Annotated in this window: 31 protein-coding genes and 1 tRNA gene; 23 read left to right on the forward strand and 9 right to left on the reverse strand. The window is 58.1% G+C overall.

Annotated elements, in window-relative coordinates; translation table 11 throughout:
- The first annotated feature begins 74 nt into the window (after positions 1-74).
- The 6 genes from ACCO56_RS19255 (at position 75) to ACCO56_RS19280 (ending at position 5,585) form a co-directional block, all read left to right on the forward strand.
- Positions 75-2,009: a hypothetical protein gene (locus ACCO56_RS19255; protein WP_433642457.1), complete on the forward strand. Its 1,935-nt coding sequence runs from the start codon at positions 75-77 to the stop codon at positions 2,007-2,009.
- 210 nt (positions 2,010-2,219) lie between these two features.
- Complete coding sequence (locus tag ACCO56_RS19260) at positions 2,220-2,549, forward strand: hypothetical protein (protein WP_433642458.1); 330 nt, start codon at positions 2,220-2,222, stop codon at positions 2,547-2,549.
- A gap of 67 nt (positions 2,550-2,616) precedes the next feature.
- Entirely contained in the window at positions 2,617-3,096 is a 480-nt protein-coding gene (locus tag ACCO56_RS19265; RefSeq protein ID WP_433642459.1) for a DUF5681 domain-containing protein, read from the forward strand.
- Positions 3,093-3,317 carry a hypothetical protein gene (locus ACCO56_RS19270; protein WP_433642460.1) on the forward strand — a complete coding sequence of 75 codons (225 nt, stop codon included), beginning with the start codon at positions 3,093-3,095 and terminating at the stop codon, positions 3,315-3,317. Before ACCO56_RS19265 ends, ACCO56_RS19270 begins: the two co-directional genes overlap by 4 nt.
- Positions 3,314-3,517 carry a hypothetical protein gene (locus tag ACCO56_RS19275; RefSeq protein ID WP_433642461.1) on the forward strand — a complete coding sequence of 68 codons (204 nt, stop codon included), beginning with the start codon at positions 3,314-3,316 and terminating at the stop codon, positions 3,515-3,517. Before ACCO56_RS19270 ends, ACCO56_RS19275 begins: the two co-directional genes overlap by 4 nt.
- Positions 3,518-4,118: 601 nt before the next feature.
- Entirely contained in the window at positions 4,119-5,585 is a 1,467-nt protein-coding gene (locus tag ACCO56_RS19280) for a hypothetical protein (RefSeq protein ID WP_433642462.1), read from the forward strand.
- A 331-nt stretch (positions 5,586-5,916) separates the two neighbouring features.
- Here the strand turns inward: ACCO56_RS19280 and ACCO56_RS19285 are convergent, their stop codons facing one another.
- A complete protein-coding gene (locus ACCO56_RS19285; protein WP_433642463.1) occupies positions 5,917-6,504 on the reverse strand; it encodes a thermonuclease family protein in 588 nt (195 codons plus the stop codon).
- Between ACCO56_RS19285 and ACCO56_RS19290 the strand changes: the two genes are divergently transcribed.
- Positions 6,487-6,825 carry an excalibur calcium-binding domain-containing protein gene (locus tag ACCO56_RS19290; protein ID WP_433642464.1) on the forward strand — a complete coding sequence of 113 codons (339 nt, stop codon included), beginning with the start codon at positions 6,487-6,489 and terminating at the stop codon, positions 6,823-6,825. The two genes, ACCO56_RS19285 and ACCO56_RS19290, sit on opposite strands and share 18 nt — an antisense overlap.
- 566 nt (positions 6,826-7,391) lie before the next feature.
- On the opposite strand, the gene ACCO56_RS19295 is transcribed toward ACCO56_RS19290, so the two are convergent.
- Positions 7,392-7,856, reverse strand: coding sequence for a hypothetical protein (locus ACCO56_RS19295; protein ID WP_433642465.1), 465 nt, complete (start codon positions 7,854-7,856; stop codon positions 7,392-7,394).
- Positions 7,857-8,082: 226 nt separating this feature from the next.
- On the opposite strand from ACCO56_RS19295, the gene ACCO56_RS19300 reads away from it, so the two are divergent.
- Together ACCO56_RS19300 and ACCO56_RS19305 are read left to right on the forward strand one after the other, a co-directional pair.
- Positions 8,083-8,625: a hypothetical protein gene (locus tag ACCO56_RS19300; protein ID WP_433642467.1), complete on the forward strand. Its 543-nt coding sequence runs from the start codon at positions 8,083-8,085 to the stop codon at positions 8,623-8,625.
- A gap of 58 nt (positions 8,626-8,683) precedes the next feature.
- Positions 8,684-9,367: a hypothetical protein gene (locus ACCO56_RS19305; RefSeq protein WP_433642468.1), complete on the forward strand. Its 684-nt coding sequence runs from the start codon at positions 8,684-8,686 to the stop codon at positions 9,365-9,367.
- Here the strand turns inward: ACCO56_RS19305 and ACCO56_RS19310 are convergent.
- Together ACCO56_RS19310 and ACCO56_RS19315 are read right to left on the reverse strand one after the other, a co-directional pair.
- Positions 9,358-9,627, reverse strand: coding sequence for a DUF6074 family protein (locus ACCO56_RS19310; protein ID WP_433642469.1), 270 nt, complete (start codon positions 9,625-9,627; stop codon positions 9,358-9,360). The two genes, ACCO56_RS19305 and ACCO56_RS19310, sit on opposite strands and share 10 nt — an antisense overlap.
- 88 nt (positions 9,628-9,715) lie before the next feature.
- Positions 9,716-10,288, reverse strand: a complete 573-nt coding sequence (locus ACCO56_RS19315; protein WP_433642470.1) for a hypothetical protein — start codon at positions 10,286-10,288, stop codon at positions 9,716-9,718.
- 340 nt (positions 10,289-10,628) lie between these two features.
- Here ACCO56_RS19315 and ACCO56_RS19320 point away from each other — a divergent pair, with 340 nt between their 5' ends.
- Genes ACCO56_RS19320 through ACCO56_RS19340 form a run of 5 tightly spaced genes read left to right on the forward strand, consistent with a single transcriptional unit; the run spans position 10,629 to position 12,380 of the window.
- Positions 10,629-10,892, forward strand: a complete 264-nt coding sequence (locus tag ACCO56_RS19320; RefSeq protein ID WP_433642471.1) for a hypothetical protein — start codon at positions 10,629-10,631, stop codon at positions 10,890-10,892.
- Positions 10,893-10,912: 20 nt separating this feature from the next.
- Complete coding sequence (locus ACCO56_RS19325) at positions 10,913-11,197, forward strand: hypothetical protein (protein ID WP_433642472.1); 285 nt, start codon at positions 10,913-10,915, stop codon at positions 11,195-11,197.
- Between the two features lie 27 nt (positions 11,198-11,224).
- Entirely contained in the window at positions 11,225-11,632 is a 408-nt protein-coding gene (locus ACCO56_RS19330) for a hypothetical protein (RefSeq protein ID WP_433642473.1), read from the forward strand.
- Positions 11,629-11,985, forward strand: a complete 357-nt coding sequence (locus tag ACCO56_RS19335) for a hypothetical protein (RefSeq protein ID WP_433642474.1) — start codon at positions 11,629-11,631, stop codon at positions 11,983-11,985. Before ACCO56_RS19330 ends, ACCO56_RS19335 begins: the two co-directional genes overlap by 4 nt.
- Positions 11,982-12,380 carry a hypothetical protein gene (locus tag ACCO56_RS19340; RefSeq protein WP_433642475.1) on the forward strand — a complete coding sequence of 133 codons (399 nt, stop codon included), beginning with the start codon at positions 11,982-11,984 and terminating at the stop codon, positions 12,378-12,380. Before ACCO56_RS19335 ends, ACCO56_RS19340 begins: the two co-directional genes overlap by 4 nt.
- 1,022 nt (positions 12,381-13,402) lie before the next feature.
- Here the strand turns inward: ACCO56_RS19340 and ACCO56_RS19345 are convergent.
- Positions 13,403-13,609, reverse strand: a complete 207-nt coding sequence (locus ACCO56_RS19345; RefSeq protein WP_433642476.1) for a hypothetical protein — start codon at positions 13,607-13,609, stop codon at positions 13,403-13,405.
- Between the two features lie 175 nt (positions 13,610-13,784).
- On the opposite strand from ACCO56_RS19345, the gene ACCO56_RS19350 reads away from it, so the two are divergent.
- From ACCO56_RS19350 to ACCO56_RS19380, 7 genes are all read left to right on the forward strand, one after another.
- On the forward strand, positions 13,785-14,411 hold the full coding sequence (locus tag ACCO56_RS19350; RefSeq protein WP_433642477.1) for a hypothetical protein: 627 nt from the start codon (positions 13,785-13,787) through the stop codon (positions 14,409-14,411).
- A 15-nt stretch (positions 14,412-14,426) separates the two neighbouring features.
- Complete coding sequence (locus ACCO56_RS19355) at positions 14,427-15,128, forward strand: SOS response-associated peptidase (RefSeq protein ID WP_433642478.1); 702 nt, start codon at positions 14,427-14,429, stop codon at positions 15,126-15,128.
- A gap of 159 nt (positions 15,129-15,287) precedes the next feature.
- Complete coding sequence (locus tag ACCO56_RS19360) at positions 15,288-15,524, forward strand: hypothetical protein (RefSeq protein ID WP_433642479.1); 237 nt, start codon at positions 15,288-15,290, stop codon at positions 15,522-15,524.
- Positions 15,524-15,715, forward strand: a complete 192-nt coding sequence (locus ACCO56_RS19365; protein ID WP_433642480.1) for a hypothetical protein — start codon at positions 15,524-15,526, stop codon at positions 15,713-15,715. Before ACCO56_RS19360 ends, ACCO56_RS19365 begins: the two co-directional genes overlap by 1 nt.
- A gap of 825 nt (positions 15,716-16,540) precedes the next feature.
- Complete coding sequence (locus ACCO56_RS19370) at positions 16,541-16,786, forward strand: hypothetical protein (protein ID WP_433642481.1); 246 nt, start codon at positions 16,541-16,543, stop codon at positions 16,784-16,786.
- A gap of 464 nt (positions 16,787-17,250) precedes the next feature.
- Positions 17,251-17,577: a hypothetical protein gene (locus tag ACCO56_RS19375; RefSeq protein ID WP_433642482.1), complete on the forward strand. Its 327-nt coding sequence runs from the start codon at positions 17,251-17,253 to the stop codon at positions 17,575-17,577.
- On the forward strand, positions 17,567-18,121 hold the full coding sequence (locus ACCO56_RS19380; protein ID WP_433642483.1) for a hypothetical protein: 555 nt from the start codon (positions 17,567-17,569) through the stop codon (positions 18,119-18,121). Before ACCO56_RS19375 ends, ACCO56_RS19380 begins: the two co-directional genes overlap by 11 nt.
- 151 nt (positions 18,122-18,272) lie before the next feature.
- Here ACCO56_RS19380 and ACCO56_RS19385 read toward each other — a convergent pair whose 3' ends face one another.
- Positions 18,273-18,644 (reverse strand): excalibur calcium-binding domain-containing protein, encoded by a 372-nt coding sequence (locus ACCO56_RS19385; RefSeq protein ID WP_433642484.1) that lies wholly within the window; start codon positions 18,642-18,644, stop codon positions 18,273-18,275.
- A gap of 261 nt (positions 18,645-18,905) precedes the next feature.
- Here ACCO56_RS19385 and ACCO56_RS19390 point away from each other — a divergent pair, with 261 nt between their 5' ends.
- Together ACCO56_RS19390 and ACCO56_RS19395 are read left to right on the forward strand one after the other, a co-directional pair.
- Positions 18,906-19,397 carry a DUF4231 domain-containing protein gene (locus ACCO56_RS19390; RefSeq protein WP_433642485.1) on the forward strand — a complete coding sequence of 164 codons (492 nt, stop codon included), beginning with the start codon at positions 18,906-18,908 and terminating at the stop codon, positions 19,395-19,397.
- Entirely contained in the window at positions 19,394-21,187 is a 1,794-nt protein-coding gene (locus tag ACCO56_RS19395; RefSeq protein ID WP_433642486.1) for a toll/interleukin-1 receptor domain-containing protein, read from the forward strand. Before ACCO56_RS19390 ends, ACCO56_RS19395 begins: the two co-directional genes overlap by 4 nt.
- 1,216 nt (positions 21,188-22,403) lie before the next feature.
- Here ACCO56_RS19395 and ACCO56_RS19400 read toward each other — a convergent pair.
- From ACCO56_RS19400 to ACCO56_RS19410, 3 genes are all read right to left on the reverse strand, one after another.
- Positions 22,404-22,478 (reverse strand) — tRNA-Glu (locus ACCO56_RS19400).
- Positions 22,479-22,583: 105 nt separating this feature from the next.
- Entirely contained in the window at positions 22,584-23,000 is a 417-nt protein-coding gene (locus tag ACCO56_RS19405; RefSeq protein ID WP_433642488.1) for a VOC family protein, read from the reverse strand.
- Positions 22,997-23,389, reverse strand: coding sequence for a fimbrial protein (locus ACCO56_RS19410; RefSeq protein WP_433642489.1), 393 nt, complete (start codon positions 23,387-23,389; stop codon positions 22,997-22,999). Before ACCO56_RS19410 ends, ACCO56_RS19405 begins: the two co-directional genes overlap by 4 nt.
- Positions 23,390-23,395 lie beyond the last annotated feature (6 nt).

Below are 23,395 nucleotides of genomic sequence, written 5' to 3' on the forward strand. Positions count from 1 at the left end.
TCATGCAGCCCCTGACGCAACGGGACTCGGCCGGCATCCGGCAGACTCGCACGGCGGCACAGGGATTCGCGGATTTGCTGACGTTCGGTCTGGCCGATGAGGCGGCTGCTGCTGTCGGCACTTTGGGCGGCATGCTCCCCGGAGGCCATGGCAAGGGCTATTCCGAATTGCTCGAGGAGATCCGGAACGAAGGCAAGGCAGAAGCGGCCGAGTTTCCGAAGACGCATCTAGCGGGGCAGGTTGCAGGCGGTGTCAGCGGAGCCGCCGGGCTCGCTCGTGGCGGGTTGTCTCTGGCGGCCAACGCGGCACAGGCCGGGAAGGGTTGGCTTACGCGCCTCCTGTCCGGTGCTGCCGATGGTGCCGTTGCAGCCGGGGCATATGGCGCCGGCTCGGGGGAAGGGCTTCAGGATCGAGTTTGGCAGGCGGCCCGGAACGCTCCTGTTGGAGCTGCCTTTGGTGCCGCAGGTGAAGGCTTGGCCGTGGGTGTGGGTTCCCTATGGCGGGCCCTTACTGGTGGTGCTGATGACGTGGCGCGGGGCGCAAACCCAGCCGCCAATGTCGAGGAAGCCGCGAAGTTCGGAATTCCCCTCACTCGTGGTCAGGCAACGCGATCTGTCGCCCAAGCAGGTGTCGAGGATCAGCTTGGCAGTCAGCCCGCTATGCAGTCCTTCAAGGCGAGGCAGGGCGAGGCGGTCGCGGAATCGCTTGGGAATATGCAGACGCGCCTTGCTGGCACAAACAGGCCAGTCCCTGATCAGGCGTCGGCATGGGAAACCGTCCAAGGTGGCCTTCGCAATACCCGTGACGAACTGAAGGCGGCGGGACGGGATGCCTACAAGCAGACGGTAGACAATCCGAACATCTTGGTTTCTGGGGAAGCTGTCAGGGAGCTACCCGACTTCATCCAGAATCGGCTTGCCTCGGAAAATATCATCGTTGATCCGATGTACCATCAGGGCGCGGCCAAGGCTCTGGCGTTCATCGATGACTATCTTGGCCGGATGCCGACATTCGGCAAACCCGCGCAAGGCGGCCAGCGCAGGGTTTCGGGGCCGGCTGGCGAGATCCAGAGCGTTGACGCGCAATTGCGCTGGCTTGAGAACATGCGGGCGGCCATCGGGAAGAACTTCCCCGCGATCGGGCAGGACGCGCCGGCTATCGCGGTCATCAAGCGATCTATCGACGAATGGACAGACGACATTTTCGAGCGCGGGCTTGTGTCGGGCTCAGATGACGTTCTCGACCAGCTTAAGACGGCTCGGGCGAAATGGTCGGAATATAAGGGCCTGGTCGAGCCGAGATCCAAAGTGGGCGGAAAGATCAACCCGCAATACGAGGCACAGGTCCGCATTCGGAACATGATCGAAAAGGACATGTCGCCGTCCGAACTTGGGGGTTACCTGTTTGGCTCCTCGGTCGCGGCCCCGAAAAATATGTCCTTCGCTACAGCCTATGAGCTGAAACGTCTTTTGGGGCCTGATAGTCCTGAATGGGCAGCAGTTCGGCAAGCTGTCTGGCTCAGAGCTACCAGGGCGGGCGACGAGGCGATGAGCCCCGCCAGGATCGCGAAGAACCTGGATGGGCTTCTTAACGGCGACGGCAAAGGCCTCTCGCAAGTCGTTTTTTCAGGCGACGAGCGCGAGGCAATGAAGAGCTTTGCCAACGTTATGCGCTTGCTGTCGCATCCGAAGGCCGGCTTGAACAACAGCAACACTGCAAATCGTCTGGTCCCGCAGCTTCAGCGCTGGGGCTCTACCGTCATGGGCATGCTGTCAGGCGGGGCGGGGGCTGCGGGTGGTCTCGACCCGCTGTCGTCGATCGGCCTCGGGGCGATGACGACGGGCGCGCTTAAGGCAAGCGGGGCAGCCAGGAACGCCTTACGCACCAACACCGCCATTTCCAAGCCGATTCCGGCAGCGCCCACCGGCAACAGTGGCGCGACATTGCGCGGGGCATCTCTGCCAATGGTCCCGCTGATGGAGCCGCTTGTTAGCTCGCGGCGTCCTTAGGGCCGAAGATGGATCCCGTAACCCAATCCGCGAAAGGGACGGCGACATACGTATCGACTAGTGGAAGGACGAAATACGCGAACAGGAACATGCCGAGGGCAAAGGTAGCAATGCACAGGAGACGAAAGCCCAACCCCTGGAGGGGCGTGAAATGCGCTGGCGGCCTGAAGTCGTCGGGCATCGGCATGGTTGAAAGATAGGTGAGATGCAGTGAAAACGGAAGCCGTTCAGATGCAGACTTACTCCGACATAATGGAGGCCGTGACGAATAACGTGGTCAACTCCAGTGACGACGTTGCAGCGGACGTATGCACGGGATTGCTCACCCAGCGCAGTGATATCGCACCAGCGGAAAGGGCCTTTACGCTCATGGCCCATGCCCGCGGCTTCCATGCCAGAGCAGACGCGAAGCGTCAGGAGGGCAACCATGTCCTGGCCGACTTCCTGTTTGGCTTCGCGCAACATCTCCTAGAACTCGCCGCTACGGAGCATTCCCACTTCATGGCCGAATTGATCGATGCATTCGAGGTCAAGCATTGACGAACAGCCTATCCGCGCCCTGCCAAGCAAGGCGAACAACAGGGACGCACATCAGCGGCAGCAATAGATGAACGACTCCGATTTCCAAGAGAACAGCCGACAGGCGGTTGCAAGGCAGGGTGAGCCGCCGAAAGACACGCGTTGGAAACCGGGCCAATCGGGCAATCCTAAAGGCCGGAAAGCAGGCTCGCGCCTCAAAATCCTGGTCGATCTCGATGAGCAGGCAGAGGCGGCCGCGAAAGACATCGTCAAGGCGATGATCGAAAAAGCAAAGGGCGGAGACGCTGTTGCCGCCCGAACGCTTCTTGAGCGCGTTTGGCCGCCCAGGAAGGGAGCGCGGCTGCAATTCGATCTGCCTGCAGTCAGGAAGGCAGACGAGCTTCCTACAGCCATATCGGCCATCAACCAGCAGGTGGCTGAAGGCGACCTGTCCCCGGATGAAGGCGCCTTGGTTGTCGGCCTTCTGGAGGCGCAGAGGAAGGCTATCGAGACGAGCGAGCTTGCGGCTCGTGTCGCAGCCCTTGAGGAAAGGATGGCGCCGAAGTGAGCCTGACAGCCCGGATATCCCGCATAGAAGCCCAGGCACCCACGATGCCGCACTTAAGCATTGTCGCTGCGGATAAGGAAGAAGCCGAACGGCAGATTGAAGACGCTTTTCTGTCAGCAAAGAGGCCTTTCGCCGTTGCCCTCACAGCGGCTGGCAGATCGGAAGAATTCACCGTGGGGCAGATAGCCCACGAGGACGCCCTGCAGGAGCTTGGATCATGACATCGATCGCCGCACGCCTCGATAAACTGGAGGCCAGGATGCCAGCTCCGCAAGCTCAAGGCCGGGTCTTCCGGGTCATTGTCGACGAAGGCGAGGACGAAGGGGCGAAGCTCGCGGAACTCGGCTTCAGCCCCGACAGCAATGACTTTGCCATCATCCATCGCATTGTGCACCCGAAGCGAGGCCCCCATCATGGCTAGCGGGCTCGGTACGCGCCTCGACAAGCTGGAGCGCAGGATTCCGGCTCCGCGGGTAGGACGGCGTATCATAATCTCCCTGTCGGATGATGATCTCGAAAGCGGAGATTTCGCGAGCATCCCCGTGACACCCGCTCCTGACTTGAAGAAACACCTGTTTGGAGGGTGAACGGTGAGCATCTCAGCACGAATAGCCAGTCTGGAGCGCCGTCACCCTGCGGAGCGGTTCCGGCGGTATACCGTCCACCTCGTTACGACCGACGAGGAAGAGGCTGGGGCTTGGCGGGAACTTGGGGCGTCCGGCTATGTGCCGCGACCGGTTGAAGTGGCAATTGTCCGGCTGGTAGTCCCTCGCGGCTGTTAAAACAGCAAGAAAATTCGCATACCTAAAATGTTCAAGCCTGCAAGATGCTCCTACCTAGAACCGAGGTATGGGAAGCAATAACAATGTTGACTATTCTCGCAGCATTCATAGCGGGAGGCAGCCTTGCGAACTCGTTTAGCATTACACCGAGACTTGCTCTTTATATGCCTAGCGCTCTTAATATCATTGACCGCAGGCACGTACACACGCGCGGCAGAACAACTGACAGCAAGACAGTGCTTGGTGATTGAGGAGAAATTCTGCACCTATCAAGGCGAGCGTCTCCATTGCACCGAGTATATGAACCAATGTCCAAGACGTCTGCGCTTTGTGATCCCGTACGGCGACGGAGGCAAAGACGTGTCGTTAGGGCCAAGGGAGGAGTGGCGTCGGAGTTGGCAACTATATCCGTCGCTAACTTTTTATTGCGGTTCATCTCGCTGCGGTGACTTAGTTGACATTGAGGAGCTTAAGAATCTTGCCAACGAGGAAACTTGGCTAATCGCCGACGGCATGACGAACTTGACCTTTCGGAAAGAGGGCGAGTTAGTCCAACTAAGCGACGTTCGACCGGGCGATGTTTTTACGGTCGGCGCTCATAACCTGTTTTATATTAGCCCGAATATACGAGAGAGTGAGTGGATAGCTGGCAAAGAAAGGACAGTTGTCGTCGAAGAAATTCGACAAGACAACAACCTACTTTTCCCCAGTTCTCGATGGGTACGTGTGGCGGTCATCCCAACGGGCACAGCAGCTGGCATGCCTGCCCCAGACGGAAACGACGAAGCTGGCGGCGAAGCGTCTTCTCAAGTCAGAAACGGCATTTGGTGGGAGGAGCCGATAGCTGAGGCAACAGGTGGATATGATCCGGAGACTAATAGGACGCTTATCAATAGTTATAATCTTGTTGTTTTCGGGCCATCTAGTGTCGAGAGCGCGATAAAGGCCGTCGTAGAGGAGTGCGTGTCGCTGTCGGCGGGAGCCGCCTACACTGCATTCAAGGCTACACCATCTCCCGAAATTGCTGCGAGAATAGGAACGGCCTGGACAACGTTTCACGGAGCGCTTGCCGAATGTTTCGCGCTTAAGAGCGTATATTCAGCATTGCGGAAGCAATTTGACGTTGGATATATTCGGCGTGGCCGGTGGGTAGATGGGCTTAGACTGAGGTTCACTGCGGAGAACCCTACAACCGAGCACTACAAGCGGTTCCATAGGCTCGTTGACGACAAGCTTCCGGATCCAGTCAACAAACTTGTCAATTTTTATATAGCAAGCCAAGAGTACCCAAGCGTCGACATCCGCCTTGACCCTCCCAAAATAGCAAGAGATTTTCTAAAGCAGCTTCCCCCTATGGATGAGCTTCGCGATTTCTTGGGACAAGCGGAACATCTCGCTGAGGGCGGCGGTAAGAAAATCCTCAGCGACCTCAAACAGGAGGCCACGGAAAAGTTCCGGCAACTTGGATCTGAAGCCGCCACAGCGGGGGAGAAGCTCTTACACCAACCAGTGCGACTAGTGGGCGCGGGAGCTGATGAATTGAAAAAGGCGGCACCAGGAATTGGCGGCGCCTTGATACCAAGGATCGAAGACGGGCGGGTTCGTCTTGGCCCAGCTGTTTTTGACGTCCCGGACGTGGATCTGCCGCCGATTGATCTCAATCCGTGCGGCGAGAGATGTTTTGGTGCTTGCGTCCGGATTTGTTAGTGCTCAGATCGTACTTGTGTGGTTCACTAGTGCTTGGCACTGCACATCTGTCAGCCCCGCTCTCGGAAGCTGGGCTGACGCGCTCCGATTTAGTGGCAATGAACGCTGCCCGCGCTCCTGTCCATGTGGCAGCACTGACCAGGAGGCGAACTCTTGCGGCAGCCGCCGCCGTGAGCAGTCGCAAAGGTGGTCGCCGCCGCCAATATGGCGAGCGCCGTCGTTAAGGCTTTCATGTAATCCCCCCACAGGATGTTAACCCCGCGAGAGTTGCATGAAGTCCTCGGGAACACAATTGGCAGTTGGTCTATCCTTGATGGACCAGCAGCCGCCTTTAGCCGCTCACCGGCAAGCGCTTGCCTCGCCGCCACTCCCACGGCTCAATGAACAATCCCCGCCATATGCCAACCTTGCCCTGGCGCGCTGTCTGCTGATCGTCAGCGTACCGGCCCTTGCTGTACCGCGGCCAGTCCAGCGCGTGACCGTGTCGCACTAGCCACGCAGCGACGTTGGCGCCGTCCGCCCTGAAACAGTCCGCCACGATCCGCCGATAGCGGTCACGGTCGACCTCTACGCAGCGTGTCGGTCGGCTGGCGGCTAGATAGTCATCCAGGGCGAGAGCTGCAGCCTGGCCGCATCGGTATTCCTTACCGCTCGAATCCCGGCAGAGCTGGCGGCTTTCAGGAGCATCGATACCGTTGAGTCGGATTCGCTCCCCATGGATCTCGATTGTATCCCCGTCGATCACGGAGGCGCGGCCAGCTGTTGCCGAGTCGCCCGATGGGGCAGGGAATGAGAGGAGCGCCGACAGGGCGAACGCCGCCGCCAGAGTAGTGCAGGTTTGAATCAACTTCTCGGCGCGAATGAAACGTGGCCTTAGATCTGAACGCGCTAGTAACGCGCGATGGATTTCCTGCGGCACCGTTTATCTCTGAAACGCAATGAGCGACACCATTATCTGCCGGGTAGCAAGCGACGACAGTGGGCGCTTGTGCAAGATATCAGCCTGGTTGCCGGCATTGCGGCGCTCCTTGCTCTGATTGCCTACAAGCCGCTTACAGCAGTTCGGATCGAGTCGCCATGGGAGGCTGTTCGGCACCTCGCGTCTTCGCCTAACTGCAGTGCGGCACGCTTGGTCGGTCTGGCACCAGCCTTTCGCGGGCAGCCTGGCTATTGGTCATCGCATGATGCCGATAAAGACGGCATCGCTTGCGAGCCCTGGCCACCGCGAGCGGCGAAGTAGTGGGACGGCGCCACTGGCCCTATCTGCCGACGCCTCGCATTTTCAGTACTTCGCAGAACTCCCTCACCATGTCAGCTGATATGTCGGACGGAAAGCACAAAGGCGCATGTCCGCCAGCCCTGCTCCAGGCGCTTCGCTTTCCGCATCGCCATCCACGGGCGTCTCGATTGTAAGGGCAAGGGCAATTTCCGGGATAACGCGCGATGCTCTCCTGGATCATTTGATCTTTCAATGACGGTATCGGAATTTGGCAGTTGAATGTCTGGGCGCGGGGGATGCTTGGCGACAGGGGAAATGTCACCGCTACCACGGTTGCCAATCTAACGATTTTGCAGCCTATCCCATTGCCGGGTCACAGTAACACAGCTCTACCCGCCCATATGTTGAGCGTGGGGCGTTACGTCGCCGTTACTGGCGCCCATCGATCATGCGGACTCAGACAAAACCGGCAGGCGCGGCCTAGGGCGGGCGTTCACGGCATCAGAGCACACGAGGACTCGGCATAGCGCAACCGGACGTCCTTGACCTTCCCTGGCCGAAACCGGGCATGCGTGTCAATTGCGCTTTCATACCCTCCAACCCGGCCAGGTCGAATCCACCATTGGCATGCCGCCACAGTAGGTGTCGTAGACAAACCGCCCGTTGGACCGGTCACGGCACCGCCACATGACTTGGCCATACTCGTTGTAGAACTGATCCCAAGCCACACCATAGGCGGGGCCGGGGGAATAGTATCCACCGCCATTATTGGCAGCAGCGCCGATTGCAACCCCTGCGGCGGCGACCGCGATACCGGCAGCTATCGAGTTGTCGGCGGCAATGAGCCGGCTGCACTTCTCGGCCGTGGCGCCACGCCTGACCAAATGCTTCGCGACTTCCCGGCGATAAGTCTGGTCAGGATGGGTCGCGAGCTCCCGACAGAGCGTGTGCGTGCCCTCATCGTTTAGATTTTTGTATGCGTAGGTCGAGTTTGTTGAGCAGCCGCCAAGCATTGCAGCTGCCGCACTTACTACAAGTGCTGATGTTCTCATCTGATATCCCCTACCCGCCATCGTTGCAGCAGGAAAGTCCGCGAAAGTCCAGAGCGTTCGCGCCACGTTCGCCGAAGGCAGTAGCGCCCCCTTGCCGCCGTCGCGGAATCGTGCTGCGATAGCTGAGCCCTACACTCCCTCAATCGGAGTGCTCCCCCCAAGGCGTGTACGAACTTCTGATGAGCCCATTTTGGGTCTGCGGAATAATCTATTGGGATGGAGCACTATGGCCGACAAAGAAGAAAAGCCGCATCATCTTCGGCTTGCAGCAGAAAATGACCAGGGGGCGGTCGATCGCGAGCTAGCAAGGCAGGACCTGGAGTGGCCACTTTGCAATTTGGCTGCCAATTTGATGCGAATTTCGCGCGGTGCGGGGAGCCCGCACGAAATTCTCGCGCAGTGCATTAGCGTCGTGAAGGCGTATCGGGCCTTCAGAGAAGTTTGCCGCACTTGGCCCTCTCACGAAGAAACATTGAAGATCCTTTCTGTTCGGAGAGAGCGACCTGCCGGAGCCCACTACGACGCGATCGACAGGGGCGCTGAGCGAGTGCTCAGTGGCGCGTTGCGGATGGCTGCCGGGCGTCTGCTGGATCAGGGCCTACAGGCGGGCCACGGCCACAATGAGATGTTCGAAGGCATAATCCAGATCGAACGCGCTCGTGAGGAGAACCGGAAGCGCGTACAGGCAGAAAGTCGGTCGAGCAACGACTCGGCGGTGCGCTCACAGCCGAAGCAACGGCGTGCCAAACGGCTGGACATCAAGCGCTAGGACCCCAGCGATGAAGCGTACGAGGGGTGGCTTGTGGAATGCGCGGCTGGAGAGACAAATGATCGTCGACAAAATGAGAACCAGTTCTGACACGACTGGATCTCGTCTTGCATGGTCCGAAGCGACCGGTGACTACGTTATCGAATGCCGGCGACACCGGTATTGGAAAATGGAGCCCGATTGCATCTTTAGCAAGCGCAATCTGGAGCTGAGACTTTACAAGAGCGGGGAAACTTGTGCGGTGGCGGAGTTTGTTGAGTGGCGCTCCGGTGGCGCTTCCTTGCTCGACGAGTTCGTCGACGAGGCGGATATGGACAGCCAGGCCGATTATGACATGGCTATTGTGATGCACGGTTCTTGGCGGTGGCACGAGGCGCCGTTCGACTACGGCACTGTGGTGAGATTCGAACGTTTGGCGATTGACACACGTCGGGATGCGGGACGGCTTGCGTGGGCTTTGATCCAGGCGGCGATAACTCGTGAGTTTGGTCGACGCGGAGCGCTGATGCTCCTTAAGGCCTTCCCGCTGGAATACGAAGGTGAAGTCACGCCTCATAGGAGGCCGTTTTTCGAAAGGCGGGTGAGGGCAATGCTGCGCCTTTATTCACGCACCCTTTCTGCCAAGCCGTTGCCGAATGAATGGGGTGCCGACGGGTGGATGTGGCGGCCGTTGCGCTATTGTCCACCGCCAGTGTCTCCAAAGCCAAAACGCCGCGCTCGGCCCAAGCTTTCTCATCCGTAGAGGAATATCCGCCCAAAGACCTGATCGGCGAATGCCCGAAGTTCGGCTTCAATGACCTCTTCAGCGAGGCTCGCAGCGACCATTTGCGAGCGCATGCCCGCAAGGACCTGCTTCCAATAGTGGTCGGCGCCGCGTCCTGTCTTTTCGGCAAGGACTTCGGCCGTTCGCCGAATTTTCCCAACCCGTTTTGCTGCAGGAAAGGGAATAACGACGCATTGGGCCGCGGTCTGGTCATCATTTACAGCGTGTCCGAACGTCACTGCCGTTCTCCTACCTGGGGCCATAGTATTAAGAGCACTTCGGGTTTCCGAAATCGGCTGAGGCCGTGAAAACGCTGGATCGGAGACATCAGGAAGCCTTACGGATTTCGGGTTTCCGAAGCGGGCGGATTTCGGAATTCCGAAGCGAGGAATTTTTCTTTCCGCTTGCCTTGGCTCGCTGCTCTCTCATCAGATGACGGACGGTTTCCGACCACTCGCGCGCCCGCTCCATTGTCGTTCGGCGCCACTCGTTTGTTGCTCTGGCGCCTTCATAGTCGCCATCGGTGGTAAGACGAAAGCGGCTGGGATGGGCGGTGCCGTCACCGGCCCGACCGCGTTCGATCCTGAGAAGCCCCTTGAAGGCTAGTTCATCGAGAGCATCGGCAACATACTCTGCGGTCACCCCATAATCATGGAACTGCTCATGGGTAACAATCAGCTTCCCGTTGCTGGTGCGACCGTGACCTATGTGCTCGATCACTAGGCGGTCAAATGCCTTCCGGGCGTTATAGCTGAGGGTACGGTAGGCAGGGCTTTCCAGCATTTCCCGCGTGTAGGCGTACCAGCCGCCCTGGTCCGTAGGAGGCGCCGTGTGCTTTGCGACAAGGGAGGCAGTTTTGCCTCTTTCTGTCCTGCTTCCGTCGCGCTCCGTACTCCTCATTGGCTTGGGCCTCCTGGCTTTGCCAGTCGAACGCCCGCCCCGCCGCCATTCTCGGGGATGAACACAACACCGCGCTGCTCCAGCGCAAGCCGGACCAGGAGCCACGTGGATTCCTTCCCGGACCCAGCGTCAAGTTTGTTCAGCGTGTTGCGATGCAGCCCCGTTATTTCCGCGAGCTGAGGATTGGAAAGCCCTAGAGCCGCCTTAGCCATCTTGAACTGCTCAGGTGTCAGTACTTTGCCACTCACTGCGAATTCCTATGCCAGTAGCACAAAAAGTGGGTTGACAGCATATGCTATCACTCCTAATTTAGTGCTGTCAGCACACGAAAGCAACGGCCATGTTCAACCGCAGTGACATCATGAAAAGGGCTTGGCAGCGCTACCGTTATCAATATGGCCGCCGCCAATTCGATCGGTCCAACTTTGCCTACTGCCTCCGTTGCGCATGGGGCAAAGCAATCCGCGCCACCAAGACCATGGCCGATATTCGAGCCGACGCTATCCGCTACGAACTGGCAACGCTCGAAACGCGGTCCTTTCAACAAAACATCGAACCGCGCCGCCGCATGCTGACGGCCGAACTCGCCGCCCTGGCGGCATAGTCACCTTGGGAGATAATGGCATGGCAACTGAGCCGAAAATCGTGGAACCCTTCTTCGTCGAGGACAAGGTGGTTACCGGCCTAGCTCTGGCCGACGAAATCGCACCCGGCGTTTTCCGCTGCTCGTTCTATTCCGAGCAAAGGAGCCTCGCATACGGCATTGGCGGGAAGGAACGAACCGTCACCGCGAAGTTCATTCTCACGGCGGACGCCATGAAGGCACTGGCCCAGGCACTCGCCACCGCTGGGGAGAGCGCCCCTGACGAATTCGCGGACGTGCCCGCCGCTTCGATTCACCAGCACTAGCTGCAATCACAACTTGGGAGAACTGAAATGACCCGAACACCCGTTCGGGCAGCCACCGAAGGCTTGCCCTCTATCGACCGCCGTAAGGCACTGTCTGCCGCTGGTATCGGCTTGGCGACCATTCTGACTGGCTGCAAGCCGCCTCTCGCCCCCGCAGTGGCATTTGCCGAGACGGAAGAGCAAAGCCCTGTCATGCAGCTCTTCCAGCAATGGCAGGCAACGTATCACAGCGCAGACGACACGCCGGACGAGGTTTGCGACGCACTAATGGGTGTCTGTTCCGAGCTCGAAGAGCGCATGATGGCTTTGCCGTCGATAAGCGCTGCTGACCTCGCTGCAAAACTAGTTGTCACTACCAGCTACGGCGACTTCGAATTCGACTCTGAAAGCGACCTATACGCTGAAATTCTCGCACTTTGCGGGGGGTGGAGATGAGCACGCGTCCTCGGAACACGAACGTAATTATGACCCTGTTCCGGCGGTGGGAGGACGTGGAAACCGATCTTTCCTGTCCCAACGTCGATGATAACGAGATCGAACGCCTAACGGCTGCCGGCAACGATCTGGAGGACGCAATCCTTGCGCTTCCGGCCAGGACCGTGGCCGATTTTGCAGCCAAGGTGCTTGTCCATACCCTTTATGGCCAATTCACCCTCGACGGAGATCCTGCAGGCGAACGCCTTATCGAGGAAGCTATCGCCTTGGCCCGGTCTTCCCGCTCCACGAGGAAATCGGCCCCTCCGGCCAACCTCCTGGACGCGGTAAGAGCGGCGAGGGCGAAGCTATGACCGCCCTCCCTTCACCCTCCATCTACTGGATTGCCCCTTCTGCCACGCCACGGCAGCGCGTCGAGGCCGCTATCGAGCGCCTTATCGCGCTTCTGGATGTGATCGACGGCGACGAGAATCTTGAAGACAATGGCGACGGCGAGCCCTGGCTTGCCGGCTTCTGTGGTGACTGCCGGGATCTGGAGGCAGATCCAAGCGACGACGAGCCCTCGCTAGGCTCTCCCGAGAGACACCCATTCTCGCGAGAATTCACGATAGACGGGGTGTTGCAACCCCGTAGCGGTTGGCTTTTGCGACACAGCGGCGGCTCTCAAGAACATTGGGCCGATGGGTCGTCCTACATTCTCTATGATCTGGAGGAAGAGAACGAGCACGGCGAGGCCGCGCACTTTTGAGCCTTGCCGTCTTTAGGGGGAACAGGGCTCAACGGGAATATTGGAGATCCACCCGGCTCCCACCGTTTGAAAAGCCACTCGGGTGACTACCACCTATCTTCAGAGTCCGCTGGTCTCGCAAGCCCAAAGCCCCGCTTCTCCAAACTGGGGGAGACGCGCCACGCGTCGATGGCGCGTCCAGCGTAGAGTAAGAGAGAGCCCGCTCCTCAACAGCCGCTACCACCGCAGCTACCACCGATCGATGAACATGTGTCCGTCAACACGCACTTGGACTGAGAACCAACTTTGCAACAGCAGCTGCCACTAGAACAAGCAACCTGTATCACAGGTCGCTCCGTATAAGGCCTTTCAATACGAGGTTTTACAAGAATACTAACTACTACCGGTTTCTTTTCTGCTACTGATGAATTGATGTCACCAGCAACAGCAACAGGAAGATTCACCACAAGGGCAAACACAACAAACATAGATTTAATCATTTTACTCCTCCATAATTGGCACCGTGCGCCAACGTAAATTATTATGTAGCATTTTTGAACAACAATAAATGATAAAACTAGAGCCCAATCCGAACGCCAAGACATCCGCACTCGCGCAGTACGTCGCACGTAAATTATCCTTTGAGCGCCACTGGCTTTACAGTACGAGGAAGGCTGTAGATATCTTGACAGCGGACGGTTTGCTTCGCCCTTGATCTTTCCTGGTAACCAGCCAGCGACCGCCTCAACCGCCCTTTAGCCGCGATGCGATCCAAGCGACGACGTTACCATTTTCCCAGAACGGCTCATGAATAACTGCGCCCCTGGCGCGATCAAGATCAACATCGACGAGTAGGACCTCAACGTCTGGTTCGCATTGGTCACACCGGAACTTGATGTTCTGAGGGTCGCGTCCGCCGCCATAGATCATCATGAGATCCGAAGACCGGTAAAGGCGTGTATTATCGCAACGTCGACAGGTGGCCTTGACGAGCATGCCACGGCGGACGGCCTTACCAAGGGTATTGATCGGCTGCGCCATGGCTACTTGTCGGGACTCGTGCGCGGTCCGGTGAGCGTCCGCCCAATCCACGGCGCCTCTTTCCCCGTCACTTCGCTAACCGTTGCGAGCAGCGCGTCATGCAATCGCTGCAGCGCCCAATAGTCGGCACAGGAGGTGCGCAGGTTCATGCTGTAGCTCACAATAACCCTATGAACGCCCTCCATATCGGCCGCAAAACGGTCCTTCATGATTATCTCGTCTGGTTTCTTCCGGCGGCTTGCCATCGCATCCTCGCTCGTTGCCTGTCGTGTTTTCTCCGCCGCATCGTAGGCAAATATTCCTCAAGTCCGGCGCGTGGCAAGATCCGGGTTGACAATTTTGTTCTCATTTTGTTCACTGCCCACAGACGCGAAGGAGAACGTCATGAGACACGCATCCGAGCGGCCGATCCCCGTCATCAAGATCACAATCCCGACTGCCACGCCCGCTGAGCTGGAACGCGGCGTCGAAGCTGCCTTATCGGTTTTCGTTCAGTCTGGAATCCATCCGTGCCAAGCCGCCGAGGCCGTCTATAAGCTGGAGGGGTGGGATGTTTCCGGCTTTGATCCTGCGTTGGAGCTCACCGAAGCGGAAGACGAAATGGTCTCGGCCTGGCTACAAGCCGGACAGTCCGCAATCGCTGCCGCATGCTCCGAGTGGGAACCCGAGCGGCAGAGGCCGTTAAACGCCAACATGGAATTGATCATCGACCCGGAGACACAGCTGGCCGAGCGCGACGCTGCCCTGTCGACGATCCGCGCCTATATCAAGGCTACCGACGGGGCCGGCGAGGAGCTTGACGACAAGGTTCCGCAGCTCGCCCAGATCATTGCCAGCGACATCGAGGACCGGTTCAAAGCGAGGGACTTGGTTGCAGACCTGACCATCGCTTACACTACTCTCCAGATGGCGAGCTATTATCCCGACCAGCCCGCCGAAGCCATGAGGCAGCGAGTGCTCGATGCAGTCAATGCGCTCGAAAGAGAGGCAGCGCCGCGCCAAGCGGCATGACCGGAGCAGATCAGCTTGTGCAATCTGTACAACGTCACGACGACGAGACAGGCCATCCTCGAATGGTCCCGGGCGATGCGGGACCGGACCGGCTTTAACGAGGAAAGCCGCGACGTTTATCCCAACTACCTTGCCCCTGCGGTGAGAGTTGGCGCCGATGGCGAGCGCGAAGTCGTGCCGTTGCAGTGGGGCATGCCGACACCACCGGACCGCGTCAAAGGCAAGACCGATCCGGGTACGACCAACATCCGCCGTCCGCAGATTAAGCACTGGCAGCAGTATCTCGCTGTCGGCAACCGCTGCCTTGTGCCGGCGACGAGCTTTGCGGAGCCCAGCCCGACCCCGGGCGACAAGGATCCGGAGACGGGCGTCCAGCGAAACTACTGGTTTGCCACGGCGCCCGATCGGCCGCTCTTTGCCTTTGCCGGCCTATGGACACCCTGGCGTGGCGTCCGCAAGGTCCGAGACGGGGAGCAGGATTTCGAGCTTTTCGGATTTTTTACCACCGACGCGAACAATGTCGTGAAACCGATCCACCCCAAGGCGATGCCAGTGATCCTCACCACAGCCGAGGAGATGGACGTTTGGCTCCGCGCGCCGTGGTCCGAAGCCAAGGCGTTGCAACGTCCCCTCCCCGACGACAAGCTCGTCATCGTCGACAAGCCCGCCACACAGATCAAATACCCGGACGCCGCGGCGCAAGGCTCGTTGCTGTAGCCATGTCTGACGATCCATCAGTTCCCAGACTGATCGTCGCTCCGCACAAACTATATGAGCATTGGTGCGAGCATCCCGGCTGCAAAGCCTGGGGCGGATGGGGCTTCCCGCAGGGCAAGGCTACGGTATGGTATTGCTTCGAGCATCGCGGAGATGGTGATGACCGTAAGCCCGCCGAAGACAGCGCTGCCGTATGTTGATCGCTACCTCGACTGCCAACTCGCCTCCGAGGACGCCTTTCATAGCCTGATCGAAAGCATCATCGCGGCGGGCTGGACGGCCGACGAGGCGGCTTACGCCGTGACCGGCCTTGCCCAGGCCCATCTCCTCGCCCGGGCGGCCAACAAGCAGACTGACGCCAAAATCCAGTCCCTTCGCGGAAAGGCGCTTCGCTGATGCCCGTCCGGCTCACCATCGAAATCGACGACGAAGTGGCGGACGCGATGGATAAGATGGTGGCCGACATGAATCTCGATTTCCCCCGCGAGTTAGCCGCTGCGGCTGCGCTGCGTGATTGGCTTATTGCCGTCGGATATCTCCAGAACGATGATCTCGAGGAAGATACGCCGCCCGAGGGCGAGGCGTGAAATTCTATACGCAATAGGGCCCGCGTCCCGTTCGGGGGCTACTGGGACGCGGGCCGCCGAAGCTCCCTTCGACCGGTTGGGGGATGGCCAAGATCGCTCCGCCGGGGCTAAACACAACGGAGGGAGCTTTGTTCCGGTCGCGCGCAACCATTCGTCGCGCGAACAACTCGATTCGAGGTTCGCCGAATGGCAAAAAAGGCCCGGCCGAAGCCGAGCCAAGACTTGGGGATGACGGGCATGGAGGGGGAGGGTCATGGGAATGCCCGTCGGCAACCTAACGGCGAAATGGCGCCTATGTTCCCCTACTAGTCAAACTATCCCCACCTCTCCGACAGGACGATGGAGGTGGTGAATACGATCCGTCCGGATTCATCCCAAACCGAAATCGAAACCTCTCCGGCCGGCCGGCCTGGCAGCAAATCTCGTAGGAAGTCCGGCAGGGACGGTAAGCAAAAAAGACCCGGCCCGGAGTGGTGCTACCGGGCCGGCAGGTAAGGCGAGCCACCTGAGGGTGGGGTACTGGGGGGTATGGCGGCTCGCTACCCATAAAACGCCTCAACAGGTCGAGCCGTTCCATTAGCGATCTGCGATATGACTAGCCACTTATGCTTTAGGTACTGCTGCCGGCTTTCGTCGCTGGCCAGATTTCTGACGAGCATGGTGGCCTCCTTGGCGGGAGGTAGCATGACCAAGACAGAGGTCACCGTCGATTACTGGATCTTGGTAGTGACTTGCGCTCCCTCGCCGTCGGCCCGGAGTTGACGGTCTGACGGAATGCACGGAAAGTGGTAGCTCTTTGTTCGAGGACGCCCGGGGAGCGAACCTATGCAACTTCATCAACGTGGCGTTGACCTTCTGGTGAACGTCCTCGACTCTATCGATCGCGTCGACCAGCTTACAGCTGCCGATACACGGGCCTTGCTTCAGGAAGTCGCTGAAGTCATGAGCCTCATCCTTGAGCGTGACGCTCGGCTCGCCCTAAAAATGGAGCGGCGCTACAGCGCGGAACAGCTGGCGCGCGAAACGATGCAGGTTCAAGCGAACCCAAAGAAATCACCGCGGCGGCGGTAACCGACGCGAAACCTAATGCACGAGAAGCTGCAGACTTGGAGCGGCGGAACGTTCGGTCTTTTCCGCTGTTCTGTGCGATGGCGAAAGGCGGTATAAATCCTGGCGTGATTGAATGGATCCGGAGGGAAATCGCGCGAATAAGGGCCTTCATCCATTCGCAGCCGCAACACGAAGAACTGACTGACGTGGACACATTGTTGTCGGTCGCAGAATCCGAAGCGGAACGGCACAAGGGGGACAGCAAGCCTGATGACGGCGACGCGAAGGGCTAATAGCAACTCTCCGCCTTTTGCAGGAACTGTGGAGCAGCCCCAAACGCAGAAAAAGCCCCGACGGCGTGAACCGGCGGGGGGGGGGGTGAGCCGAGATCGCTACCTCAATCTCAGATCACATTCGTCTATCGACTCTACTCACGATTTCTGCATCATGGCCCAGGCTCTGGGGAGGGCTTCGGGGACGGGCACGTGCAAGATGCAATCAAGTCACTAATCGACGCCTGCAAAGGGCATCACGATCTGCTGGCCTTTATCGGGATTGGCATTCTGACGGCCGCCGTCGCCATATCCACCGCCTCGGTAACCATGACCATCGCGTTCCCCATGATAATGGGTGTATTGTGGGTCGGGTCGCGATATGCTCTTTTCAAGTTACAGTCGCAGGAACGATTGCGTGATATGCGACACCGTGCGCTAGAGAACTCGCAACGAGTTTTGGATAAGCGCGTTTCGGACGAAGAGTTGGACCTGATCGTTTGGTCTCGGAAGAACACGGAGGGAAACGATGAGCGTTGAAACCGTAGGATCACTCGCCCTGTCGGGTGCGATCGGCGCCGTTTTTGGCGGGGTCATCACGAACATGTGGTACGCCACAAAGCAGCAGGAGAACCGCTGCCAGTTTCTCAAGGACTTTGGGCGCCAGCTCGATGATGCGTTCTCAACCGCCGACACGCTTCTGACCAACATGGACCTGCCGAAGGAAGTCAGAATAGCGCTCATTCGCCTTCTGGCCGGCCATGCCGACACAGGGCTTGGATCCCGTATGGCCGACGCTTTCCTTCAGGTGGCGTTTCAACCCCGTGATGACGATGAAACGAATCCCCTCACGGAGGCGATGACGGCTCTATTCTCACACAATCGCTCGCTCGCTAAGTCCGCACATATGGCGCTGTCGACGCTGGTTATGGGGCTACTTGTGGTCCACAAGGGCGACACGATGCAGGTGGACAAGGTTAAGTCGCAGGCTGCGAAAGACCCTGAAACGCTGCTCAACCGAGTATTCCAAGCATTTCGAAACGGCGGCGGCGGGACCAACCACAAGCAGCCGAAGTTCGCCTAGTTCCATAAGCGCCCGGCCCCGGCTGGGGTTTTGCATGTCAGGTGCCCAAACACGAAAAGCGCCCCGCCAGTCGAAGCCCGCGGGGCGCGTGACATGCGTCGACCAAATTTGTGTTAAGGCGGTGTGATCTGACGGCGACGATGCCTATCAGTTAACGGCGATGCCCGACGTAGCGAAAATATGGCTTGGAGGCGATACCGTCATTGTCCGCGTCGTGGGACGGCCAGTATCCGGGCTGCCCCCGGCGAGCAGGTGCTAGCCCCACGGCCCGCGCTGCTGTGCAGTTCGGCGACGCGGCCAAATGCCAGAATGCATCCCCGATAGAGCTGATGCGAACCGACTGAAGCGGCTTCCAGAGGATCAGCGCCACCACCGAGATCATAGCAACCGCAAAGCCGAAACGGGAGAGCGGACGCTTTAGGTGGCTCCATCGCTCCGCCCACCGACGGTGACGACGACGGCGCGCCGCAGCCTCGATGTTCAGTATGTGCGCGCCGCCGCCGGCAGCTTTACCCCTCACCATCCCGCCAGCATTGCATGCAGGCGGAAAGCACGGGTTTATTGATTCCTGAGGACTTTACGCAATCGCCGATGGAAAACTGCGCCGCCTTGAGCCGACGAGCGAACGACAGGGCTTTAAGCGCTAGGTGCTCTGCCTCTCTACCGGAATCTCACAAATCAATTCTCGAGTCGATTTAGATTGATTAGAATATCTAAGTCTTTCTCGAAATGATCTATAATAATAATCCTCTCGATCTTCATAGATCGGATTTGGATGCACGCCATGCCTGACACGGAACAATTAAAGGGCAATCGATTAGAAAAAGCACAGCATTATTTAGATAATGATTTGCACAACCAACGCAGTTGGTATTCCGCGCGATCATCGTCATACAAGTTCAGAACACAGGTGCTCGCCTTCTCGATAATCGCGGCGGGAAGCGCGACGACTTTTGCGCAGTTATTCAAGGACTCGCCATGGGTACCCATTATCACGGCTGCCCTAGGGGCCTATATCGCTTTGGCTGAGGGCTGGCAGCGCATATCCCGTTATGGAGAAACTTGGCTCACCTATCGAATGGCTGCGGAAAAGATAAAACGCGAACAGCGTCTTTACATAAACGCAGCTGGCGCATACCGGGGACTGAACGATGAAGATGCCTTCGTTCATTTTGTGGAAGGCGTAGAGAGCATTGTTGCCGAAGAGCAGCAGATATACTGGCAAAGTCGCCACCTTCCGAATTCAGCTGTTCACATTGCAAGTATCCAGTCATGAGCGCACTGGATCGCGCCGTTATACATGGGGTTGAGTGCACGAGCACGGAGCTAAATCCAAGCAGCCGGCGGCAAGTCGGCACCGAAAAGTTCCGCATATTTCTCTCCTATTCCCGCAAAGACATCACTTTTGCCGATCAGCTGGCAACAGCGCTAGAAGCATTCACCTATGACGTATCGATCGATCGCAAGAGTATTCATGGGGCTGAGAATTGGCGCGAGCGCTTGGGCTCAATGATTCTTGAAGCCGATAGCGTCGTCTTCCTACTGACGCCGAACTCGGCCGGGTCCGATGTATGTAGATGGGAGATCGATAGAGCGCTCGAACTTAACAAACGGATTGTTCCCGCCCTCCTTGCGCCCTTGGGGAGTTCGAAGCTTCATCCCGCTCTGCAGCAGCTGAACTATGTTCGATTCTTTGCTGATCCAGCCGCGCCCGGATCTGGTTGGGGCTCAGGGTTGGCACAGCTCAACGCCGCGCTCTCTGTGGACGTTGATTGGATACGCGAGCACACGAGAGTGGCTGGCTTGGCAAGCCGATGGGAGAAAAGCGACTGTCACCCGGATCTCCTAGTGCGGGGATCAGAGCTGGTGGCACTGCGCCAATGGCGCAATACCATCCCATTGAAGGCGCCGGCCCTCACCCCTCTGCAGTCCGCATTTCTTGAGGCCAGCGAAACCGCAGAGGTAGCTCAGCAGAATTCCGAGCGCGAGCGATTGGCGGAAGTGAAAATCGCTCAAGACGCTCGAGCGGCGGCGTTGCGAGAGAAAGAGACAGCCTTGGAACAAGCAGCGGACGCCCATCGCAGGCGCGCACGATGGAGAAATCTCCTGTTTGCGGTGGTAACGGTAGCCGCGGCACTTACCGGATGGCTGTTCTTGCAGGCGCTGGATGAGAGAAGAGAAGCTGAAGCCTACTTTCAAAGGGCAACAGCAGCCGAGCTTGCAGCCCGTCGGGCCGAAGCCGAAGCTACGAAATCTGCCCTTCAGGCCGTGACTAATGAATTTATGACGAGCGTGGCGCTGCTGAACGCCGAGCCTTTTAACATCGCAAACCGGGACAACTATTTAGAGACTGGAGTTAGGCTCGGATTCGCGCTGATCCGGAACAATCGAAACACTGAAGCACTCCAGCAGTTTGAGACAGTACGAAGGAAGCTCGACGAACATTTCATCCGTGTCGATAAAGATTCCGAATCCTACTATTCTGCGCTAGTGAAGGTCGGTGCGGCGGCGGCCAAAATCAACCAGCAACCGCCAACTTCCACTGGTCGTGCATCGATCAACGACGAACTGTCCGGTGCACTAGCACTGATTAATAGTGTTGTTGGCAAACCAGATCTGGAAGCAAAGTGGGCTGAAGACCTGTTTCGCGCCTACTTTTACGTGATCAATTTCCAACTTGCTTCCGGCAACTACTCTGCGGCGTCTGTTCTTGCATCTGACATCGATGCTCGAATCTCTTTAAGCGCACCCATTCCCCGCCTTAAAGCAAGATCAAAAGGGCTTTTGGCTTGGTGCGCCATCCTTTCAAAAAACAAAGAGGAGGCAATGACTTCATCGTTAGACGTAATAAGATTTACTGACGAGCACAAAATGCATGACCTGTCCACCCTCCGATTGAACTACGCTCATGCACTACTTATTAATGGCGACGAAACGCAAGCAAGATTAGAATACATGAAATATCGGCCTGACGACGTCAAATCTGACTTTGAGCAAATGTTAAAAGCTGGTCTATGCTATCCTTTATTCAAAGAGTATTCCGAAATATCGCCAGCGTGCAAATGATGCTCTGGAACAAATGACGCAGTGAGGAACCATGATGCTTAATATTGAGAGAACCCTTTCTAGGTGTCGAAGGGCGAGCTTTGTGTTTTCAGTAGGTGTGCTGCTCGGGGGCCTCACTGAAACCGGACATGCCGAAACAAGATGCCGTATCGCCGACCCACGTGATCCAACTTTGAATGTCCGCGATGCACCTGGCGGCACAGTGATAAACAGACTCAAGAATGGACGCGTGGTTCGAGTCGACCAAGTCGAACAGGATTCGCGCGGTCGTAGCTGGGCCTTTGTGTCGGGCAGCTACAATGGCGAATGGCGAAATTGGGGGTGGGTTTTTCAAAAATCATTGCGCTGCAATTTGGACAACGCGCCTAGAGAAATAGTCTCCGTTAGAACTCTCCGTTCAGCTGGTCTCTCGCCTCAGAGCGCTTTCAGCTACACGCCATTCCCTATTAGCTGCGATATAGTGCCGAATGGCTGGGGCGTTACGATAAGTAAAAAACTGTACAATTACTACAGAAACAGAGGTTTTTCAGAACGCGCACTTTGTCTTGCGTTGGGGTCGAACGAAGTGCATTTCGATCCTGAAACGGGTGAGCCGTTGCCTCTCTATCAACTATCTGGCGATTGGTTAAAGCAGTGGTACCCTATGCATCTTCCAGATTGCTACAGGACGGTTGAAATTGTTCAAAGCGGACTGCCGGCCTACATCGTGGGTTGGAGACCAACTGGCTGTCGCATGCGCTACCACCCAGCGACTGGCGAGAAAATTAGTAATTCTCGCGTCGTCCAGCTTATGTCGGGTGGCGAGGCGGGCCCTGGAACTGACGAGGACAACCAAAGCAGCTCTGTATCTGAGGAGCGCCTCCAGGAGCTATTGCTTGGAAGGTAAGTCTGCGCCAGACAAACTTTAGCCGTCAGCTTCGCTATCTACTGGTTTCCCGTGTCGGCTTCTATGGCGGCGTCCGTCCGGTGAGTACCCGCCGCAGCTACAGCAGCTGAGATCAGTGCCAGCAGCTAACATGGATCGAGGCCGGAGCCGTTTGATCCCAGTTCATTCTAAGGCATAAGCCCCAGGACCAACTGCAAGCTGGGCACCAGCGCCTTCAACGTGGCGGGCTGGAATCGGGCGCAATAGCTCGGAGCAGAGCGTTTCAGAAGCGGCTTATTTGACGGATATTTGACGCTTTCGCGTCAGCCCAACGTAAGTGCATGAAAAGGTTGGTACGCCCAAGGGGAATCGAACCCCTGTTTGCGCCGTGAGAGGGCGCCGTCCTGACCGCTAGACGATGGGCGCGTTGGAAGCCGCTACATAGAGTGGGCTTTTTGAAAAAGCAACTCCCCGCAAGCGAGTTTCTTTCGATCCCCATGAATGTGGCGCGGCAGACGAAAATCGCACTGTTCAGAAGCTCTTCGCAGGTTCCAGCAGATCCCAGAGATTGCCGTAGAGATCGGCAAAGACCGCGACCGTGCCGTAGGCTTCGGTGCGGGGCTCCTCGCGGAAGCTCACGCCGCGCGCGAGCATCGCCTGGTGGTCGCGCTGGAAATCGTCGGTCTCGAGAAACAGGAAGACGCGGCCGCCGGTCTGGTTGCCGATGCGGGAGGATTGTTCCGCCCCCACCGCGCGCGCCAGCAGAAGCCTGGCGCCATGCCCTGAATCCCGGGAGGGCATCATCGTGACCCAGCGCTTGCCGTCGCCGAGATCGATATCCTGTTCTGGTACGAAGCCAAGCTTGTCCCCGTACCAGGCGATCGCCTCGTCATAGTCGCGCACGACAAGCGCAACGGTCGCCACCCTTCGCTTACCGGCGCCGCTCACTGCGCCTTCACCGGAAAGCGGCCGATGAGGCGGCTTTCCGCGATGTCGAAGAGGAGGATCGCCTGGCTGCCGTCGGAAAGTTCGGTCAGCAGCGAGATGCGGTTGCCGGAGAGCGATTGCGACAGGAGCTTCGCGCCGGCGGGCAGCAGAATGTCGCCCTGGAGCGTCCCGCCGGAAGCCGGCGCCTGGATCTCCGATATTTCACTGCGTGGTGCCTCGGCGGCGGGCGTGCGCGATTTGTAGACAATCGCCAACGCCACGGCCATAAGGGCGAGGAACAGCAAGCCGAGATTGATGCCGACGAAACGGACGAGCTTTCGCCTGACACGCTCGACGGCGGGGTCGAGCGGCTTTTCGTCCTTGTCGTCTTCGAATGCCGGTTTGGCCATGATCCC

The organism is Mesorhizobium sp. 1B3 (genome assembly GCF_050958605.1).
GTDB lineage: Bacteria > Pseudomonadota > Alphaproteobacteria > Rhizobiales > Rhizobiaceae.

Bases quoted from the DNA above. Each gene is read 5' to 3' on its own strand.
- ACCO56_RS19325 (WP_433642472.1), top strand. From the start codon at position 10,913: ATGGCAACTGAGCCGAAAATCGTGGAACCCTTCTTCGTCGAGGACAAG.
- ACCO56_RS19330 (WP_433642473.1), top strand. From the start codon at position 11,225: ATGACCCGAACACCCGTTCGGGCAGCCACCGAAGGCTTGCCCTCTATC.
- ACCO56_RS19275 (WP_433642461.1), top strand. From the start codon at position 3,314: ATGACATCGATCGCCGCACGCCTCGATAAACTGGAGGCCAGGATGCCA.
- ACCO56_RS19345 (WP_433642476.1), bottom strand. From the start codon at position 13,609: ATGAAGGACCGTTTTGCGGCCGATATGGAGGGCGTTCATAGGGTTATT.
- ACCO56_RS19340 (WP_433642475.1), top strand. From the start codon at position 11,982: ATGACCGCCCTCCCTTCACCCTCCATCTACTGGATTGCCCCTTCTGCC.
- ACCO56_RS19410 (WP_433642489.1), bottom strand. From the start codon at position 23,389: ATGGCCAAACCGGCATTCGAAGACGACAAGGACGAAAAGCCGCTCGAC.
- ACCO56_RS19360 (WP_433642479.1), top strand. From the start codon at position 15,288: ATGACCGTAAGCCCGCCGAAGACAGCGCTGCCGTATGTTGATCGCTAC.
- ACCO56_RS19380 (WP_433642483.1), top strand. From the start codon at position 17,567: ATGAGCGTTGAAACCGTAGGATCACTCGCCCTGTCGGGTGCGATCGGC.
- ACCO56_RS19320 (WP_433642471.1), top strand. From the start codon at position 10,629: ATGTTCAACCGCAGTGACATCATGAAAAGGGCTTGGCAGCGCTACCGT.
- ACCO56_RS19370 (WP_433642481.1), top strand. From the start codon at position 16,541: ATGCAACTTCATCAACGTGGCGTTGACCTTCTGGTGAACGTCCTCGAC.
- ACCO56_RS19365 (WP_433642480.1), top strand. From the start codon at position 15,524: ATGCCCGTCCGGCTCACCATCGAAATCGACGACGAAGTGGCGGACGCG.
- ACCO56_RS19390 (WP_433642485.1), top strand. From the start codon at position 18,906: ATGCCTGACACGGAACAATTAAAGGGCAATCGATTAGAAAAAGCACAG.
- ACCO56_RS19305 (WP_433642468.1), top strand. From the start codon at position 8,684: ATGATCGTCGACAAAATGAGAACCAGTTCTGACACGACTGGATCTCGT.
- ACCO56_RS19395 (WP_433642486.1), top strand. From the start codon at position 19,394: ATGAGCGCACTGGATCGCGCCGTTATACATGGGGTTGAGTGCACGAGC.
- ACCO56_RS19300 (WP_433642467.1), top strand. From the start codon at position 8,083: ATGGCCGACAAAGAAGAAAAGCCGCATCATCTTCGGCTTGCAGCAGAA.
- ACCO56_RS19385 (WP_433642484.1), bottom strand. From the start codon at position 18,644: ATGGTGAGGGGTAAAGCTGCCGGCGGCGGCGCGCACATACTGAACATC.
- ACCO56_RS19315 (WP_433642470.1), bottom strand. From the start codon at position 10,288: ATGAGGAGTACGGAGCGCGACGGAAGCAGGACAGAAAGAGGCAAAACT.
- ACCO56_RS19295 (WP_433642465.1), bottom strand. From the start codon at position 7,856: ATGAGAACATCAGCACTTGTAGTAAGTGCGGCAGCTGCAATGCTTGGC.
- ACCO56_RS19290 (WP_433642464.1), top strand. From the start codon at position 6,487: ATGGATTTCCTGCGGCACCGTTTATCTCTGAAACGCAATGAGCGACAC.
- ACCO56_RS19350 (WP_433642477.1), top strand. From the start codon at position 13,785: ATGAGACACGCATCCGAGCGGCCGATCCCCGTCATCAAGATCACAATC.
- ACCO56_RS19335 (WP_433642474.1), top strand. From the start codon at position 11,629: ATGAGCACGCGTCCTCGGAACACGAACGTAATTATGACCCTGTTCCGG.
- ACCO56_RS19265 (WP_433642459.1), top strand. From the start codon at position 2,617: ATGAACGACTCCGATTTCCAAGAGAACAGCCGACAGGCGGTTGCAAGG.